At 41.9% G+C, this 16398-nt stretch carries 17 protein-coding genes; 5 read left to right on the top strand and 12 right to left on the bottom strand.

Features of this window, described 5'->3' with window-relative positions:
• Nucleotides 1-10: 10 nt before the first annotated feature.
• The 8 genes from queD to ala form a co-directional block, all read right to left on the bottom strand.
• On the bottom strand, nt 11-361 hold the full coding sequence (queD, locus tag J7W08_RS07625) for a 6-carboxytetrahydropterin synthase QueD (RefSeq protein WP_233083933.1): 351 nt from the start codon (nt 359-361) through the stop codon (nt 11-13).
• A complete protein-coding gene (locus J7W08_RS07630; protein ID WP_375141045.1) occupies nt 361-1080 on the bottom strand; it encodes a 7-carboxy-7-deazaguanine synthase QueE in 720 nt (239 codons plus the stop codon). Before J7W08_RS07630 ends, queD begins: the two co-directional genes overlap by 1 nt.
• The gene (locus J7W08_RS07635; RefSeq protein WP_233083934.1) at nt 1077-1634 is read right to left on the bottom strand and encodes a DUF366 family protein; all 558 of its coding nucleotides are present in this window, start codon (nt 1632-1634) and stop codon (nt 1077-1079) included. Before J7W08_RS07635 ends, J7W08_RS07630 begins: the two co-directional genes overlap by 4 nt.
• A 19-nt stretch (nt 1635-1653) precedes the next feature.
• Nucleotides 1654-2346 (bottom strand): 7-cyano-7-deazaguanine synthase QueC, encoded by a 693-nt coding sequence (gene queC, locus J7W08_RS07640; protein ID WP_233083935.1) that lies wholly within the window; start codon nt 2344-2346, stop codon nt 1654-1656.
• A 142-nt stretch (nt 2347-2488) separates the two neighbouring features.
• Nucleotides 2489-2641, bottom strand: a complete 153-nt coding sequence (locus J7W08_RS07645; RefSeq protein ID WP_167879767.1) for a hypothetical protein — start codon at nt 2639-2641, stop codon at nt 2489-2491.
• A gap of 360 nt (nt 2642-3001) precedes the next feature.
• On the bottom strand, nt 3002-4150 hold the full coding sequence (locus tag J7W08_RS07650) for a PKD domain-containing protein (RefSeq protein WP_233083936.1): 1149 nt from the start codon (nt 4148-4150) through the stop codon (nt 3002-3004).
• Nucleotides 4151-4328: 178 nt separating this feature from the next.
• Nucleotides 4329-6986, bottom strand: coding sequence for a CLIPPER-2 domain-containing protein (locus J7W08_RS07655; RefSeq protein WP_233083937.1), 2658 nt, complete (start codon nt 6984-6986; stop codon nt 4329-4331).
• A 371-nt stretch (nt 6987-7357) separates the two neighbouring features.
• Nucleotides 7358-8338 (bottom strand): alanine dehydrogenase, encoded by a 981-nt coding sequence (gene ala / locus J7W08_RS07660; protein WP_233083938.1) that lies wholly within the window; start codon nt 8336-8338, stop codon nt 7358-7360.
• Nucleotides 8339-8453: 115 nt separating this feature from the next.
• On the opposite strand from ala, the gene mptN reads away from it, so the two are divergent.
• The 4 genes from mptN (at nt 8454) to truD (ending at nt 12283) form a co-directional block, all read left to right on the top strand.
• Entirely contained in the window at nt 8454-9383 is a 930-nt protein-coding gene (mptN, locus tag J7W08_RS07665) for a tetrahydromethanopterin:alpha-L-glutamate ligase (protein WP_233083939.1), read from the top strand.
• Nucleotides 9384-9416: 33 nt separating this feature from the next.
• Nucleotides 9417-9764 carry a peptidyl-tRNA hydrolase Pth2 gene (gene pth2 / locus J7W08_RS07670; RefSeq protein WP_048195255.1) on the top strand — a complete coding sequence of 116 codons (348 nt, stop codon included), beginning with the start codon at nt 9417-9419 and terminating at the stop codon, nt 9762-9764.
• A gap of 66 nt (nt 9765-9830) precedes the next feature.
• Nucleotides 9831-10952, top strand: a complete 1122-nt coding sequence (locus tag J7W08_RS07675) for a transglutaminase-like domain-containing protein (protein WP_233083940.1) — start codon at nt 9831-9833, stop codon at nt 10950-10952.
• Nucleotides 10953-10963: 11 nt separating this feature from the next.
• Complete coding sequence (truD, locus tag J7W08_RS07680) at nt 10964-12283, top strand: tRNA pseudouridine(13) synthase TruD (RefSeq protein ID WP_233083941.1); 1320 nt, start codon at nt 10964-10966, stop codon at nt 12281-12283.
• Nucleotides 12284-12365: 82 nt separating this feature from the next.
• Here truD and pyrG read toward each other — a convergent pair whose 3' ends face one another.
• The 3 genes from pyrG to J7W08_RS07695 are packed head-to-tail and all read right to left on the bottom strand — an operon-like array spanning nt 12366 to nt 14881.
• The gene (pyrG, locus tag J7W08_RS07685; protein WP_233083942.1) at nt 12366-13967 is read right to left on the bottom strand and encodes a glutamine hydrolyzing CTP synthase; all 1602 of its coding nucleotides are present in this window, start codon (nt 13965-13967) and stop codon (nt 12366-12368) included.
• 15 nt (nt 13968-13982) lie between these two features.
• Entirely contained in the window at nt 13983-14660 is a 678-nt protein-coding gene (locus J7W08_RS07690) for a DUF7524 family protein (RefSeq protein WP_233083943.1), read from the bottom strand.
• A 38-nt stretch (nt 14661-14698) separates the two neighbouring features.
• Entirely contained in the window at nt 14699-14881 is a 183-nt protein-coding gene (locus J7W08_RS07695) for a methytransferase partner Trm112 (protein WP_048195261.1), read from the bottom strand.
• Nucleotides 14882-14995: 114 nt separating this feature from the next.
• Here J7W08_RS07695 and J7W08_RS07700 point away from each other — a divergent pair, with 114 nt between their 5' ends.
• Nucleotides 14996-15937: a nucleoside recognition domain-containing protein gene (locus J7W08_RS07700; protein ID WP_233083944.1), complete on the top strand. Its 942-nt coding sequence runs from the start codon at nt 14996-14998 to the stop codon at nt 15935-15937.
• Nucleotides 15938-16047: 110 nt separating this feature from the next.
• On the opposite strand, the gene J7W08_RS07705 is transcribed toward J7W08_RS07700, so the two are convergent.
• Entirely contained in the window at nt 16048-16398 is a 351-nt protein-coding gene (locus J7W08_RS07705; RefSeq protein WP_233083945.1) for a F420H2 dehydrogenase subunit FpoO, read from the bottom strand.

Below are 16398 nucleotides of genomic sequence, written 5' to 3' on the forward strand. Positions count from 1 at the left end.
TGTGGAGAGATCACTCCAAACCATTCAGTTCACACCACTTACCATGGCCTTCCCATACCTTCACAGAAAGGGGATAGCCAAGATTTTCTGAGAGGTCAGCATGAATTTGCTCACACATGTTCTCTGCACTCGGGAAAGGAAGAATATCATTAAGGAGTTTGTGGTCATACTTCTTCAGGATCTCACGTACGGTCTTCTTGATCTCATAGAAATCCATGACCATCCCATTTTCCTTTTTCTCACCTTCAAGAACGATCTCGATCTTGTAGGTATGCCCGTGGACGATACCACATGTCTCATGTTCAGGCAAATAGTGTGCACTATCAATGTGTTCTATTATTCCAAGTCTCATTTTTGTCATTATAAACAACCCCACATCTTATGTGTTTGAGGAATTATCAACGTATCTATCGAATCAAGCAGATCGTTCTGTAGCTTGAGCATAACATCAATTTCAGGAGCAAGATGCTTCTGAGTCACCGGTTGTAGTACCACACAGGACACATATCCTGAAATTGAATCAACAATGTTCAATATGTCATCGGATACTGTGTTCTTTGTAATGACCAGTTTACAGAAACACTCCCGATCCTTTGTGTTCCGTAGAGTACGGAAGCATTCGAATGTCCTTTCGAGATGGGATTCAAAATCCTCACCTTCGAACTCATCAATAAGCTTTACGTCCCCTGAAACATAGGAGACCTTGTCACTGATCTTCTTTGCCATATCCGGAAGGGTCATATTGGACTCCAGGTAAAGTGGCCTTGAAACATCCATCTCTGCAATGAAATCTGCCTCGAGAAGAGGCTCTCCGCCTGTAAGTGATATCGAATGGACGTTCTCATAACTGTTCAGCAGCTCACTGACAGTTTCCACATCAAGAGGATTTGGCAATTCCTGGAAGTCGTTCGTCCCAGGGACCTTTTCAAAGTTACAGAAAGCCGGCCTCTCAACATTCGTGTCACAATAAGAACAGTTGAGATTGCATCCAACGAACCTTACGAAAGCCTGCCTCACGCCCACATGAGGACCTTCACCCTGAACAGAGCAGAATATCTCACTGATCGGCACCTGCATCATACCACATCCAGTGGTCGAGACTTGCGAAGGTCCTTTTCGATATCTTCGAACTCGGCCACATATCTGTTCGCTATGTCCTCGAGAAGTCCGACTGCCTTTACCTCATCGAGCCCGTTATCTGTAAGATTACCATAAAAATAATGGAAAACATTGATCCCGAAGTGGATCTTCTGGGATACCGCAGAAGTGCTTGCAATGGAGATGGTCAGCTTTTTTCCATTCACGAAAAGATCATCACCCTGCCTTGTTGTCATGATACCGCTATCCAGAAGTGCCTCTGCAACGATCGCAGTGAACAACCTCTGCCTTGCATAGACGAGCTTAAGATCAGTAGAGTCAAAGTGTTCTATGAGGAAATGGAGCATGTCAGTAGAGTAAATGGAATCGCCCATCCTCTTGTCCTCAAGGTCGATCATATGCTCGAGCTTAACATCACAGCCGCCTCTGAAAGCAACGATGGAGTCATGCTGGATACCTTTCAGGTTGTATGCCCACAAAGAAGATATCTGGCTTCCATCATAATCCGTTTTTTCATCAAGAATAATACTTTCCATATAAGCACCTTTATTATCTTTAAACATCCAGCCTTACCATAAGGGGGTCCTTCAGACCAGCTTCATGGAAAGCACGCGCACGCCTTACGCAGCTTTCACATACACCGCATGGCTTATCTTCACCGTGGTAACAGCTCCAGCTCCACTCCAGTGGTGCCTTTGCCTCAATTGCTTCATGAACTATGCTTTTTTTGTCCATATCGATAAGAGGTGCAAGAACCTCCACACCATTTGCAGTCGAATAGGAAAAACACCTGTCAGAAGCATCAACGAACTCTTTGGAGTTGTCAGGGAATGTTTTTGCTTCCTCCCCGTTGAATCCCGCAATAACAGTATCGCAATCATAGCTTTCAGCAAAGCTTGCTGCAATATTCAGGAAAACACCGTTCCTGTTAGGAACCCATACACTCTTTGCGGAATCTTCAGTAACACTTTCATTTTTCCCGGAAAGATCATCGACCGATAGCTCAGGAACATCCACTTCCTCGTTCACAAGGGATGTGTTCGTAATATCCTTTAACCAGTCTAAAAGGATGATCCTGTGCTCTATACCATAATGATCACAAATTGCTTTTGAATAATCGATCTCCCTCCTGACAGAGCGCTGACCATAATCGAATGTTAGGGCAAGGACCACATCGGAGGACTTTTGTGCAATTGCAAGAGCAGCCACAGAATCAAGACCACTGCTCATTAATGTTACAGCTCTCATGAGGAATCTCCAAAGAAATAATAAGATATTACCCAAGTAATACCCCAGTATTATTTAAAGGTGGCGAAAAAAAGGCTGATAAATAGATAAAACTAAAAATAAACAATCACAAAAATAATTTTTAAAAAAAAATAGAAGATCCTCAGGCCGATGCACTTTGGTTACTGCCGCCTGAAGAACCTCCACCCGCAGATTCAAGACAGTGTATAGTACAATACATATGCTTTTTCACATGAGTGTCATATACAATGATCTCGCTTCCACAATGTTCACAATATACTTTTACAAGTTCCATTTGTACCACCACGGTTTATTTTTTTCTTTGTAAAAGGAACAGAGCATTAGTCCCGAAAAACTAATACTGGAATGCAATTGTCGGGAATTCAAGGATCTCCAACATCCCATTTGATACGGTCAGAAATACAGTATAAACTCCCGTTCTTTGTTAAACATATCTAAACTCGGAAATGCTTGATTCCTCGTTACCACCACCATTTGTACCCAATTAAGATATTGGCGATATTTGTATATAAATATATCTATAGAGAACTGTATGCTCATAATTATGAGGAGGTAGCTATATGAAATTGCTTAAAAAAGAAACGGTTGAACAGGAAATAAAATGAAACCTGTTCTCAATTGTATTTACTAAAGCTTACAACCATACATAATGGATCAGGTCCTCATCATAGACACTCTTATCATTATAGAAAGCAGTGACGTTGGCAAGGATCACCTCAGGCTGATTACGTTCAGTCTTACCATTTGCAGTGTAGGACCACCTTTCATTGGGCTCGAGGATATTATCAGCATCAACTGTGATACGATCAATGGAAATTGAAGAACTATTATCCTGCACCTTAACATCTGTGAGATTCACATTACCGGTGTTGGTTACATTATAGGTCCATTCAAATTCCAAACAATGTATCTGTAGATCAGAACCAGAATCACTAATATATGATTCAATATCGATTGATGCATTCACACCGAAGTAGTAGCTGACATCTGAAGCATTAACATAGGCTCCAGTATAAGTTGTAGAAGCCGTTACATTGTTAACACGAGGACCTTCCAGAGAGGCATGGATAGCACTAAAGCTGTCATTATACTCGCCGACACCAAGTGAAGCGATAATGTAGATATCATCTACCCCATCATCAATAATCGAAACATTGGTTAGTGGAACATCACCGGTGTTGCTGACATTATAAGACCAGACAATAGGCGATCCAACTTCAACTTCATAGGAAGAAGGATCGGCAAGTTTGACAATACTCAAAGAAGGATTAGCAGTTACATTGATGCAATCCTCAACTATTTTAGTATCATTGCCATCTTTGTTCGTTACAGTCAAAGATACGTTGTAAATGCCTTCTTTAGTGTAAACATGAACAAACGTGGAAGCATTTGAATCCTCATCACCATCACCATCCACATCCCACGAATATTCATCAGCATTGCTGGACAGATCCGTGAAGTTTACAGTTAATGGTACAACGCCTGACCGGCGATCAACGGTGAAATTCGCTACTGGAAATACTGGTTCTTCAACAACTTCCTCGGACTTATGATGACCAGGGGATACCCAGATACCAGGCTCTTCTTTGTCACCTTCTTTCACTGAAATGTTTAACTCGCTCGATTCAGGAGCAGGGTCATCCCATTCCGAGTAATTCGTCTCAGGAGTGTTATTTGTCACCTCAGGAGGAAGCTCCGGAGAATTTGTTGAAATGCTAGTCAGCCCACTCAGGAGCAAGACAATCAATGCTAAGAAACCCATAGGTTTGATTATAGAGTTCATACTAAACCACCACCTTTTATACCCAATTAAGAGATTGGCGGGATTTATATATAAATATATCTATAGATCATTGCATACTTATGATGATAATAATGACTTTTGAGTTATAAATCAAAAAAGAAGAGAGGAACAGGCCACTAAATTAAACCTGTCCTGCAAACATCGTTAAAAATCAAGATTAATCAATGTACAATTCTCCTTCATTATACATCTCCAACCAATTCTTGAGTTGGTTTCCAGAAATTTGACTACTGGTGTTATGATCCCATGCACCCCCTACTACAGAATTATTCGTATCTAGTGGATAAAGAACCATCCATTCATCTGCTTCTTCGATGAAATATACTGGCGTACCGTTGTCGTCATAAGGATAATATGGCACGCCAATCAGGACATTCAATTTAGCTGTCACCAAGTGTCGGAACATGGTATAAGTGTGCGGCTCATTTTTATCCCCATTACCACTCATATTAACAATTGCAGCAGATTTACTGTAAGTTACATCACCTACAGTTACTTCTTCAATTGACCAATTATCCCAATTCGTTTCCTTTTTCCAATAACCCAGACCTTCAACCATAACATCATATTCTGAATGATCGATACCGAAGTAATAGCTTAGGTCCTCATCCATCGCTATGAACTCTCCGTAAGATGCAGTTACATTTCCAATATTGCAATACTGGCCTAAGATAACCTCTCCGCTGGCATTATAAACCCAAACTTCACCTGGTTCGAATATGCCATTGTCATCCACATTAATCGGATATTCACTAACAGACGTTCTGTTGTCTAAAACTTCCTGAATAGTAAGATTCACATTTCCTGTGTTTGTCACATTATAGGTCCATTCAACCGGATAACCAAACAATAGATATGGACCTATTGGTTCATCAACGTCATGACCATCAGTGAACTTCTCGATATCAATTGATGCATTCACACCGAAGTAGTAACTGATATCGGTGGCATTAACCTCCACATCAGCATAGGTTGTGGAAGCGTTCACATTGTTCTGGTAAGCACCTGCCACAGAAATACCGGTAAGGCTGAGACTGTCGTTATACTCCCCAACACCAAGGAAAGCAATGGTTCCAACAGGACCCTCAACAGAATCATTGACTAAGATATTAGTGAGTGCAACATCACCAGTGTTACTGACATTGTAAGACCAGATGACAGGATCTCCAACAGGGATCTCAAGATCATGAGGAGAAGAAACATCCGCACCATTGGTAAGTTTAACAATACTAAGACCAGCAGAAGACTCTAAAGGTTCAGAAACACCGAAGTAGTAACTGATATCGGTGGCATTAACCTCCACATCAGCATAGGTTGTGGAAGCGGTCACATTGTTCTGGTAAGCACCTGCCACAGAAGTACCGGTAAGGCTGAGACTGTCGTTATACTCCCCAACATCAAGGAAAGCAATGGTTCCAACAGGACCTTCAACAGAATCATTGACTAAGATATTAGTGAGTGAAACATCACCAGTATTACTCACATTGTAAGACCAGGTTACAGGATCTCCAACAGGAATCTCAAGATCATGAGGAGAAGAAACATCCGCACCATTGGTAAGTTTAACAATGCTAAGACCAGCAGAAGACCCTAAAGGTTCAGAAACACCGAAGTAGTAACTGATATCGGTGGCATTAACCTCCACATCAGCATAGGTTGTGGAAGCGGTCACATTGTTCTGGTAAGCACCTGCCACAGAAGTACCGGTAAGGCTGAGACTGTCGTTATACTCCCCAACATCAAGGAAAGCAATGGTTCCAACAGGACCTTCAACAGAATCATTGACTAAGATATTAGTGAGTGAAACATCACCAGTGTTACTGACATTGTAAGACCAGGTTACAGGATCTCCAACAGGAATCTCAAGATCATGAGGAGAAGAAACATCCGCACCATTGGTAAGTTTAACAATGCTAAGACCAGCAGAAGACCCTAAAGGTTCAGAAACACCGAAGTAGTAACTGATATCGGTGGCATTAACCTCCACATCAGCAAAGGTTGTGGAAGCGGTCACATTGTTCTGGTAAGCACCTGCCACAGAAGTACCGGTAAGGCTGAGACTGTCGTTATACTCCCCAACATCAAGGAAAGCAATGGTTCCAACAGGACCTTCAACAGAATCATTGACTAAGATATTAGTGAGTGAAACATCACCAGTGTTACTGACATTGTAAGACCAGATGACAGGATCTCCAACAGGAATCTCAAGATCATGAGGAGAAGAAACATCCGCACCATTGGTAAGTTTAACAATACTAAGACCAGCAGAAGACTCTAAAGGTTCAGAAACACCGAAGTAGTAACTGATATCGGTGGCATTAACCTCCACATCAGCAAAGGTTGTGGAAGCGTTCACATTGTTCTGGTAAGCACCTGCCACAGAAGTACCGGTAAGGCTGAGACTGTCGTTATACTCCCCAACACCAAGGAAAGCAATGATTCCAACAGGACCTTCAACAGAATCATTGACTAAGATATTAGTGAGTGAAACATCACCAGTGTTACTGACATTGTAAGACCAGGTTACAGGATCTCCAACAGGAATCTCAAGGTCATGAGGAGAAGAAACATCCGCACCATTGGTAAGTTTAACAATACTAAGGCTAGCCGATTCAGTCAATATGGGATTGTTTTTAGGACCAGTACCCACAGTGGAGCCACCACTACCGCCACTGGACCTTTTCATACTAATTCCCCCATCCTTAGAGACGACAAAAGCACCCTCCCATTCAGAGTATTTACTCTCATGTCGATCATCTGTTGGATCGGGAGCAAGCCCCGGTGAATTCGTTGAAATACTTGTGAGACCACTCATTAGCAAAGTGATCATTAGTAGGATACCTAATGGTTTGATTATTGGATGCATACCGAACCGCCACTTTTTGTATTATTGTATATAACCTGAGGTATAAAATACATCTATATATAAATATATCTATGCATTGATGTATAATTATCATTATTATGAGGACTATTGTGGTTTCAAAATAATGATCAGAACAAAGCAAACCACATGCATTAAGACTGAAATCTAATTAAGAAAAAATAAAGGAAGATTAATTCACAAGATCAAGATTTGAACAAATATTAAAAAAATAAAAAAGATAAAAGAGTCAACAAGTAAATTCCTTATATTTTGAACTCTGAAAGGCTTTATCAAATGAGATGCGGCACGTCCTCCTGCCATTAGAACATAGGCAACTTTTTGCCTACAAGTTTCCCCTTTGCTGCATTGTAGACAAGAAGTGCAGTTGCAACATCTTGTATCGCAAGACCTGTAGAATCAAATATCGTTATATCTGAATCACCCATCCTTCCGGTTTTTATCCCTGCGATAACTTCACCAAGCTCACAGCAGATATTATCAACCTTAATGACCCCATTTGACAAAGGAACATTAACCTCCCCGGAATGCGATGCCTGAGCAATATCATCCACAACTACCCGAGAGTGTACTAATATAGAAGCCTCAAGTTCTTCCTTACCTGCAGCATCAGCACCAATTGCATTTATATGAGTACCAGGTTTGATCCACTCTCGTTTCACTATGGGTTCCCTCACAGGAGTTACAGTGACAAGAATGTCACAATCGCACACATCCTCTATTGATGAACAGACAGTAATACCACAGCCTGCTTTACTCTCCATATCCTGTTCGAACTGCTCAGCACGGGCTCTATTTACATCATAAACTTTGACTACTTCAAGATCGAAAACATTCGCTATAGCAAGTAATTGTGTTCTTGCCTGATTACCTGATCCCACAATTCCTAAGACACGGGATTCCGGACGTGCAAGATGTTTTGCTGCAATGCCACCTGCTGCACCCGTCCTTATGTCTGTCAAATAAGTACCATCCATAACAGCAAGCGGAGCACCTGTTTCAGTGGAATTCAGGACGAAAAGTGCCATAACCGTAGGCAGCCCTTTCTGACGATTATCCGGATGAACATTCACGATCTTCACACCTGCCACGTCCTGCTCTTCAAGATATGCAGGCATCGTACGCAGATCACCATTATGACGTTCAAAATACAAATAGGATTTAGGAGGCATCTGAACTTTCTTCCTACCATGCTGTTCAAATGCTTTCTCAACAGCATCCATTGCATCAGGAATATTAAGTAAAGACCTGACATCGTTCTGGTCCAGCCATAGAACATCCAAGATTTATCACCCATTAATAGATGGATAATTGGCCGTATAAACTTTCTGGATTAGTTTAGTGCATCCAACTATATTTTGCGATATCTTGATGTACTTTTAATATTAGTTATTTATAATGAAAAAGATAGGGATCATTGTAACAGATCCTGAAGATCCGACAGCTATTGCCTTTGGAAAAGCTTGCCAAAAGAACAAGATCGGGCATCAGATCATGGACCTTCAGAAAGCAGAAGTATCAACCGGAGGTCGAACTGAGTGGCATATCGGAAAGACAGATCCGCTGCAATTCGATGCCATCGTTGTGAGAGATGTTGGTGCAGGAGCATTCGAAGGAGTGTCTTTCCGCTTCGACATACTCAGACAGCTCGAAGAAAAAGGAGTACTTGTTGTCAATTCACCTTCTGCAATCCAAAATGCTGCTAACAAATATTATGCATCCTGCCTGCTGTCCAACAAAGGACTTCCCATCCCAAGAACAAAGGTTGTCCAGGATACTGAAAGTGCAATGGAAGTACTCGAAGAAATGAAGGATGCCGTTATAAAGCCTGTTTTTGGATACAAAGGCATGGGAATCCACAGAATAAAGAACGGCATGGACATCCCCACCAATGGAACAAAGCAGAAAAAACTTGTTCCGGAACAGATCGATCAGCTTCTGGAACAGAGAGGAATGTTATACATACAGGAATTTATCGAGAATCCGGGCAGGGATATCCGGGCATTTGTTGTTAATGGAAAACTCATCGGTGCAATATACAGGACTGCACCGAAAGGATCATGGATAAACAATCTAAGCCAGGGTGGATCTGTATCACAATGCAAATTATCCACGGAGCAGGAAGAGATCTGCATAAAAGCTGCCGGAGCTATCGGGGCTTTCTTTGCAGGAGTTGACCTTGTAGAAAAGAGAGATACAAGTAACAATAAAGTAGACAAGAGCCTTATATTAGAAGTCAATGGCACACCCTCGGTGGCAGGGATATATAAGGCATGGGGAATTAATGCTGCTGATGATATCATAAGGGATATTATCAAAGAGATATAACATAATAATTCATATTTATCGGGGAACTTTCAAATGGCAGAATATAAACAGTGTATCGTGATCAGGGATGACCTTAAGCTCTCAAAAGGGAAACTTGCAGTACAGGTAGCCCACGCTGCCGTATCAGCTGCGGAATGGGCTGGACGTTCCGACCTTGAAAAATGGAAAGAGGGAGGACAAAAGAAAGTTGTATTAAGGGCAGAGAAACTTCAGGACCTCTTTGAGCTTAAGGAAAAAGCAAGACGTGAAGGATTGGCTACAGCATTGATCACAGATGCAGGCCTTACCGAGATAGCACCTGGAACGGTCACTGTCCTTGGGATCGGACCGGCAAAAGCAGAAGCTATTGACAAGATCACAGGTTCCTTGAAATTGTTATAACCTTTATGAGGCAAAGCAATGGTATGTCGTCACTGCCTGTTAATAACCATAGCATGTTTCTTGATAGTGGTTTCAATAGGTGCATTTGCTATATCCAACATCCCAACTGATTCCCAGGACATTCAAGAGCTGGCTCTATACAACTATTTTACAGGCGACAGGAACAAAATTGTTGTCGATGCCGAAGAACTGACAATTCCAAAGGTAATTTATGAGAAAAATGACCGTGTTGAGGACAAACCTCATGCCACCTCGACCAGTTCTCCTGCATTGGGGATCGCTACTTCATACTACTACACTAATTTCTATGAGAATAGTCCCGCAACAATAGAGCTCTTTGTTGAGAACAGGGAAGACACACCTATTTTCGTTTATAGCTATGGGATCGAATTAGCCGATAAAAAGTATAAGGGACAGGAAACAGGACATACTATAGAGCCCGGCGAAAAAGAAAAGATAGGATTTATCTGCATTGATATTCCAGCAAATGCCGAATCAATAGACATGAAACTTGGATTTGGCATCCTTGCCAGAACGAACTCTGGCCAATGGTATGATTATGGATTACAATTTTTGGAAGAGATCAGTCTTGAAGTAATGCCCACAGTGAATGAAACTACTATAGAATACATATCTAACGAAGAACCGTTATTCACCATCACAAATGACAAGGTAGATCCAAGAAGTGAAGAAGTCCGTGCGCTTGCCTCCTCTGGTGCAATGGCATATCCGGGAGAGTACAACATATACCAGGTATGTTCACTTTTCGACCACGTGAAGAGCGAGATCAAATACATGAGCGACCCCAGGGGAAAGGATTATTGGGCTACGCCTGATGAAACACTGAAAGTCCGTGCCGGTGACTGTGACGATTCGGCCATTCTGCTTTCTTCCCTTATAGAAGCCATTGGTGGAAGTACCAGAATGTACTTTACCGACACTCATGCTTTTACAACTGTATATATAGGAAAAGATGATGAAGCAAGGAATAACATTGATGCAGTGAAAAAATACTATGAATGTGTTCCCGTGTATTATACAACCGATGAATATGGATCATGGCTGATACTGGACACAACATCCGGCCTTTATGCAGGAGACCTACCGGCCGGAGGAATGCCAACAGATGATGCCTGGATCTTTACGAATACAGAAACAGTTAATATAATAGATATTATTCCTGACTGAAGGAGAAAAACATGTACAAAGTCCCACCTGTAGAAGAACAGATAGGAATTGAACTTTACACCACCAATACCTCCGGCATAGGAGGAGCACTTCGAAGACAGATAGAGGATTTCGGAGTCATTGAGATCACAAATCGGGAAGAAGGAGATGAAGGAAAATACCTCATTGTTGAGCTTACCAAACATAATTGGGAAACACACCATCTGATAAGGGATATCTCAAGAATACTGGGGATCAGCCAAAAAAGGATCGGTTTTGCAGGTACCAAGGACAAAAGAGCCGTTACAACGCAAAAGATAAGCATTTACGATGTCCCGGAGGAAAAGATCGAAAAGATAAATCTCAAGGATGTTGAACTAAAGGTCCTGGGAAGATCCAACAGGAGTGTGGAACTTGGGGACCTTACAGGAAACGAGTTCGTGATCACCGTAAGAGAGATCGATCTTGAGAAGGATGAGCTGGAAAGCAGAATGCAACAGACCACGGAATCCATAAAGGAGCAGGGAGGAGTCCCTAACTTCTTTGGGATACAGCGTTTCGGTGCATTCCGCCCCATCACCCATGTTGTCGGGGAATCCATCGTAAGAGGAGATATCGAAAAAGCAGCTATCGACTATATAGCAGCTGCCTATCCCGATGAGCCGGAAGAAACAAGAGAAGTACGGGAAATGGTCTATAAAGAACGGAATTATGTTGAAGGATTGAAAGGCTACCCATTACAATTGAGGTATGAGCGTGCTATGATGCATCATCTGGTCTCTAATCCGGAGGATTTTGCCGGAGCTATTGAAACCTTACCAATGAACATCAGGAAAATGTTCGTCCACGCATACCAGTCATACATCTACAATACCATTATTTGCCAGCGCATAAAGAAAGGTTTGCCACTTAACAAGGCTGTGGTGGGAGATATTGTCTGCTTCAAGAATAAGGCAGGACTACCCGACAATTCCCGTATTGAAAGAGTTACCGAGGATAACATCGAGGGCATGAACAATCTTGTCAAAAGGAAAAGGGCATTTGTAACAGCTCCACTTATCGGTTATGACACGAAGATCGCATCCGGGGTTCCGGGAGAGATCGAAAGAGATGTGCTGGAAAGAATGGACGTGGATCTTGAAGGATTTAAAGTGCCTTCCATGGAGAAGATGGGATCAAAAGGCCTTCGACGCGAGATCTTACTTGGAGTGGAACCGCAATATATTATCAGTGAAGATGAACTGAACGCTGGAAAATACAGTGTTAAACTTGATTTTAGTCTTCCAAAGGGAAGCTACGCTACAACTGTTCTGAGAGAATACATGAAAGTAGAACCTTCAAGAATGAGCTGACCGGATAAAGATAGAAAAATCAGATCAAAAATAAGTATAAGTCTAAAAATAAGAATAAAAAAGGAAAGGAATGAGTTTTCGATCAGTCCTTTCTTTCCTTGCTCTTTTTAAGCATTGCATCCATAAATGCCTTGAACGGCGGGGATGGTCTTCCAGGTCTGGACCTGAATTCCGGATGGAACTGGGATGCAAAATAGAAATCATTTGCAGGCACTTCTGCGATCTCCATCCTGTTCTTGTTCTTTCCTGAGAAGATCATACCAGCTTCCTCAATCCGATCAACATAGTTCGGATTTACCTCATATCTGTGCCTGTGACGCTCGATAATTATGTTTTCACCATAGATGTTCTCTGCAAGTGAACCTTCCTTGAGAGTGGCTTCATAGTCACCAAGACGCATTGTTGCACCCATATCCACCACATTTTCCTGCTCAGGAAGCAGATCTATAACCGGATAAGGTGTATCTTCATCGAATTCGCTGCTGTTTGCACCTTCCAGTCCAACTACATTCCTTGCAAACTCGATCACTGCAAGCTGCATACCAAGACAGAGTCCAAGGTAAGGTATGTTGTTCTCCCTTGCAAATTTGATAGAGAGGATCTTGCCCTCAGTACCACGTTCCCCGAATCCGCCTGGAACAAGTATTCCATCAAAACCAGCCAGATCCTCAACACCTTTTGGATCATCATCAAAGGCTTCTGCGTCAAACCAGGTTATATCGAACTTGCAACCAGACCCAATAGCACCGTGTTTAAGAGATTCCACAATGCTGATGTAGGAATCTTCAAGATGGGTATATTTTCCGACAATTGCAACCTTAACATTACCTGTTGGGTTGTTCATCCTCTGAACCATCTCTTCCCACTTTCTATCTTCCAGAGTGAACTTCAGATCAAGTTTCTTTAGAAGGAATTCACTGAGACCCTCTTTTTCCAGCTGGAGTGGAACTTCATAGATGTCCGCGGAATCATGGGCACTGATGACAGCTTCGACCGGAACATCACAGAAAAGAGCGATCTTGGAACGGGTGCTTTCCATAAGAGCACTTTTGCACCTTGCAACTATCACATGCGGAGTGAGACCCAATTCCCTTAGCTCTTTAACAGAATGCTGTGTGGGTTTTGTTTTCTGGTCGCCCTGTGAATCCATAGGAACCAGGGTCACATGAAGGAACGCAATGTTCTCAGGAGATTCTTCCCGATACATCTGCCTCAATGCTTCAAGGAATGGCATGCTCTCAATATCACCAACAGTACCTCCTACCTCAATGAGACAGACATCAGCACCGCTCTTTGCTGCTATCCTGCGTATGCGGTCCTTGATCTCATTGGTTATATGAGGAATGATCTGTACGGTCTTGCCAAGATACTCTCCTCTGCGCTCTTTGTTTATGACTGCCTCATAGATCTTACCGGTGGTCAGATTGTGATCCCTTGTAAGTTCAGTATCAAGGAAACGTTCATAATTTCCAAGATCAAGATCAACTTCTCCACCGTCCTTCAGGACATAGACCTCACCATGCTGATAAGGACTCATGGTACCTGCATCAATATTGATGTAAGGGTCGATCTTTATGGCGGTAACATTGTAACCTTTATTTTTTAGATTTCTGCCGACAGATGCTGTGGTGATCCCTTTCCCCAGACCACTCATAACTCCACCGGTGACGATGATATATTTCATGTGAATTCAACTACCTCATTTATTTTTAAATATTGGAAGCCGCGTTAACAGGTAAGCGATTAAAGATGTGAATACTATGGTAAAAGCTAATGCTGTATAAAAGCCGACCTCAAATCCAATTTCCATATTATTGCCTGATACCAGGCGTACAGCTATGTAGATCAGAGCTAAAATAATAATTAATGCTGAGAACAGTACAAGATTCCGTGCGTCAAACATTTGAATAAAAGACTCGGAGATGCCCGAAAATATATCTGATAAATGACTTCCGGATTTGGTCTTTTTATTTGTGGCCATAACCGGAGCAGGGGACGACAACCTTTCATCTATATCGATCAGAGCAGGAACATTGTTAGTATCCGACATTCCGATATTTATAGTGAAACTTTCTGTTTTTGAACCATACCCCACCGTTACAAAGATCATACCTTTGTTCAAAAGGCGCCCATCAAAAGGAATGCGTGCAATGACAGGTATATATTCCTCATGTGAAACATAGGGATTATCCTCCAGGAATGTAAGGTTATCCTGAAGTTCATCGCTGGCAGATAAATGTACATGGGTCGGTGAACCGTAATTTATGATCACGATCTCAAAACTGTGTTCTCCACCGGGAGATAAGGGTATATCCACTATATTGGACTCAAACTCAATGGAATTTACACCAAGACGGTTTATGTGTACCTGTTGCAAGTTTGCTCAGCCTCGTTTATAGATCATTCCTTTTTATATCATTCCCTCAGCTCAGGAGGGAGCATGTTAGGAATGCCATCCTCAATAGGGAAATACTCGTTACATTTTGAGCAATAGAGTGTTCCAGAGATAATTTCCTTTTCATCTTCTTTTGAAATATTCAGGACAAGATCACCTTTACAGATAGGACATGCCAGAATATCCATGAGATCTTTCTTCATTTACGATCACCAGACAAAAAAGCATTACAATTCATATCAAGGTTTTGGTTTTCATAAAAATATAATAACTTCAATCAAATAGATTAATCTATCAGTTATTCTCATTATAAGATTATGTTCGACCTGCTTTTAAGGGTGCTTGATTTTGCATTCCCCATAATAATCACCATATTTATAGGACTTTTTGGAACAGGCTTCCTTATTGAGATGGGGCTTATGCAAAAGTTCTCAAGGTTCACAGAACCTCTTTTCAAGCATACTCACCTCCCACAATCCTGTGCATCTGCGTTCCTTGTATCACTTGGATCAACCGTCGCAGCGAACAGCATGGTTGTGAAAATTAAGGACGAAGGATGTCTGGATGATCGTGAAACAATGCTTTGTGCGATCCTGAACAGCACGCCTGCATACATAAGAGAGATATTGACCTACCAGATCCCTATCATACTGCCTGCACTGGGACCTGTTGTAGGTGGATTCTATGTGATGGTATTCATACTCAGTGCCTTTGTGAAGGTATCTGTTGTCATCATCCTGAGCAGGATCTGGTTCAAAGAACACACGTGTTCAGTACCTAAGCCTGAAAAAGCAGAACGTCCGCATGTAAAAGATGCTATTGGAAAAGCATTCAGAAGGCAGAAGCGTCTATTCACAAAGATAGCTATTATTTACCTGACAATGACAACTTTGGTCTTTGCTTTAAGGGACAGAGGAGTCTTTGAGATGTTCAACGTCCTCCCACTTGCAGACATTTTCGGCATACCACCAGAGAGTATAATCCCCCTTACAACATATGTCGCAAGTCCTATCCTTGGAGTATCACTGCTTGGACCTATGATCAGTGATGGAGGAATATCACACCTGCAGGCAATGATAGTACTGATGCTTGGAAGCATGTTCATGCTACCAATCTTCAGTGTCAGGGCAATAATTCCACGTTACGTCTCTATTTTTGGACCAAAGATCGGATTGAGGATCGTAGCATTTTCGACTGGAATGAGCATGCTTGTAAGATTCATACTTTTGATCGTATTGTTATCCATAGCAAGGATCTGAGCTATAGGGTAGAAAGTTGAACCAGAAAGGTCGATCAAAAGAAAGAACGAACACAAAAATAATCAAGATAATATCAAAAAATAAGAAAAAAAGGTCAGTCGGACTGACCTTTAGTGATGTTCACCTAACAGTTCATCCTTATTTTCATAGGCTTCACTGCTCTGCTCAAGGCATTTCATGCAGATCTTTTTCCTCTCGATCTCATAACCTTTTGAGAAGGAGGGGATGTCTACCTCAACATCCTGCAACTGCGCTTTTGTTCCGCAAAGATCACATTTACCAAATGTACCTGCAGCTTTGCTTTCGGTAGCCTCGTCATAAGCCTGTTTAGCTTTCTCAAGACAACCGCCACAGAGACCTTTCCATACGCCTTCAGGATAGGAGTTCTCGAACTTTGGCGAGAACACCTTTACCGGGCATACTGTGGGAATTGCTACTCCGCAAAGATCACAATCTGCCAT

It is taken from the genome of Methanococcoides orientis, assembly GCF_021184045.1.
Classification (GTDB): domain Archaea; phylum Halobacteriota; class Methanosarcinia; order Methanosarcinales; family Methanosarcinaceae; genus Methanococcoides; species Methanococcoides orientis.

What these genes read in the sequence shown, in the direction of transcription:
- queD (WP_233083933.1), bottom strand. Translation starts at nt 361, where the DNA reads ATGACAAAAATGAGACTTGGAATAATAGAACACATTGATAGTGCACAC.
- J7W08_RS07630 (WP_375141045.1), bottom strand. Translation starts at nt 1,080, where the DNA reads ATGATGCAGGTGCCGATCAGTGAGATATTCTGCTCTGTTCAGGGTGAA.
- J7W08_RS07635 (WP_233083934.1), bottom strand. Translation starts at nt 1,634, where the DNA reads ATGGAAAGTATTATTCTTGATGAAAAAACGGATTATGATGGAAGCCAG.
- queC (WP_233083935.1), bottom strand. Translation starts at nt 2,346, where the DNA reads ATGAGAGCTGTAACATTAATGAGCAGTGGTCTTGATTCTGTGGCTGCT.
- J7W08_RS07645 (WP_167879767.1), bottom strand. Translation starts at nt 2,641, where the DNA reads ATGGAACTTGTAAAAGTATATTGTGAACATTGTGGAAGCGAGATCATT.
- J7W08_RS07650 (WP_233083936.1), bottom strand. Translation starts at nt 4,150, where the DNA reads ATGAACTCTATAATCAAACCTATGGGTTTCTTAGCATTGATTGTCTTG.
- J7W08_RS07655 (WP_233083937.1), bottom strand. Translation starts at nt 6,986, where the DNA reads ATGAGTGGTCTCACAAGTATTTCAACGAATTCACCGGGGCTTGCTCCC.
- mptN (WP_233083939.1), top strand. Translation starts at nt 8,454, where the DNA reads ATGAAAAAGATAGGGATCATTGTAACAGATCCTGAAGATCCGACAGCT.
- pth2 (WP_048195255.1), top strand. Translation starts at nt 9,417, where the DNA reads ATGGCAGAATATAAACAGTGTATCGTGATCAGGGATGACCTTAAGCTC.
- truD (WP_233083941.1), top strand. Translation starts at nt 10,964, where the DNA reads ATGTACAAAGTCCCACCTGTAGAAGAACAGATAGGAATTGAACTTTAC.
- pyrG (WP_233083942.1), bottom strand. Translation starts at nt 13,967, where the DNA reads ATGAAATATATCATCGTCACCGGTGGAGTTATGAGTGGTCTGGGGAAA.
- J7W08_RS07695 (WP_048195261.1), bottom strand. Translation starts at nt 14,881, where the DNA reads ATGAAGAAAGATCTCATGGATATTCTGGCATGTCCTATCTGTAAAGGT.
- J7W08_RS07700 (WP_233083944.1), top strand. Translation starts at nt 14,996, where the DNA reads ATGTTCGACCTGCTTTTAAGGGTGCTTGATTTTGCATTCCCCATAATA.
- J7W08_RS07705 (WP_233083945.1), bottom strand. Translation starts at nt 16,398, where the DNA reads ATGGCAGATTGTGATCTTTGCGGAGTAGCAATTCCCACAGTATGCCCG.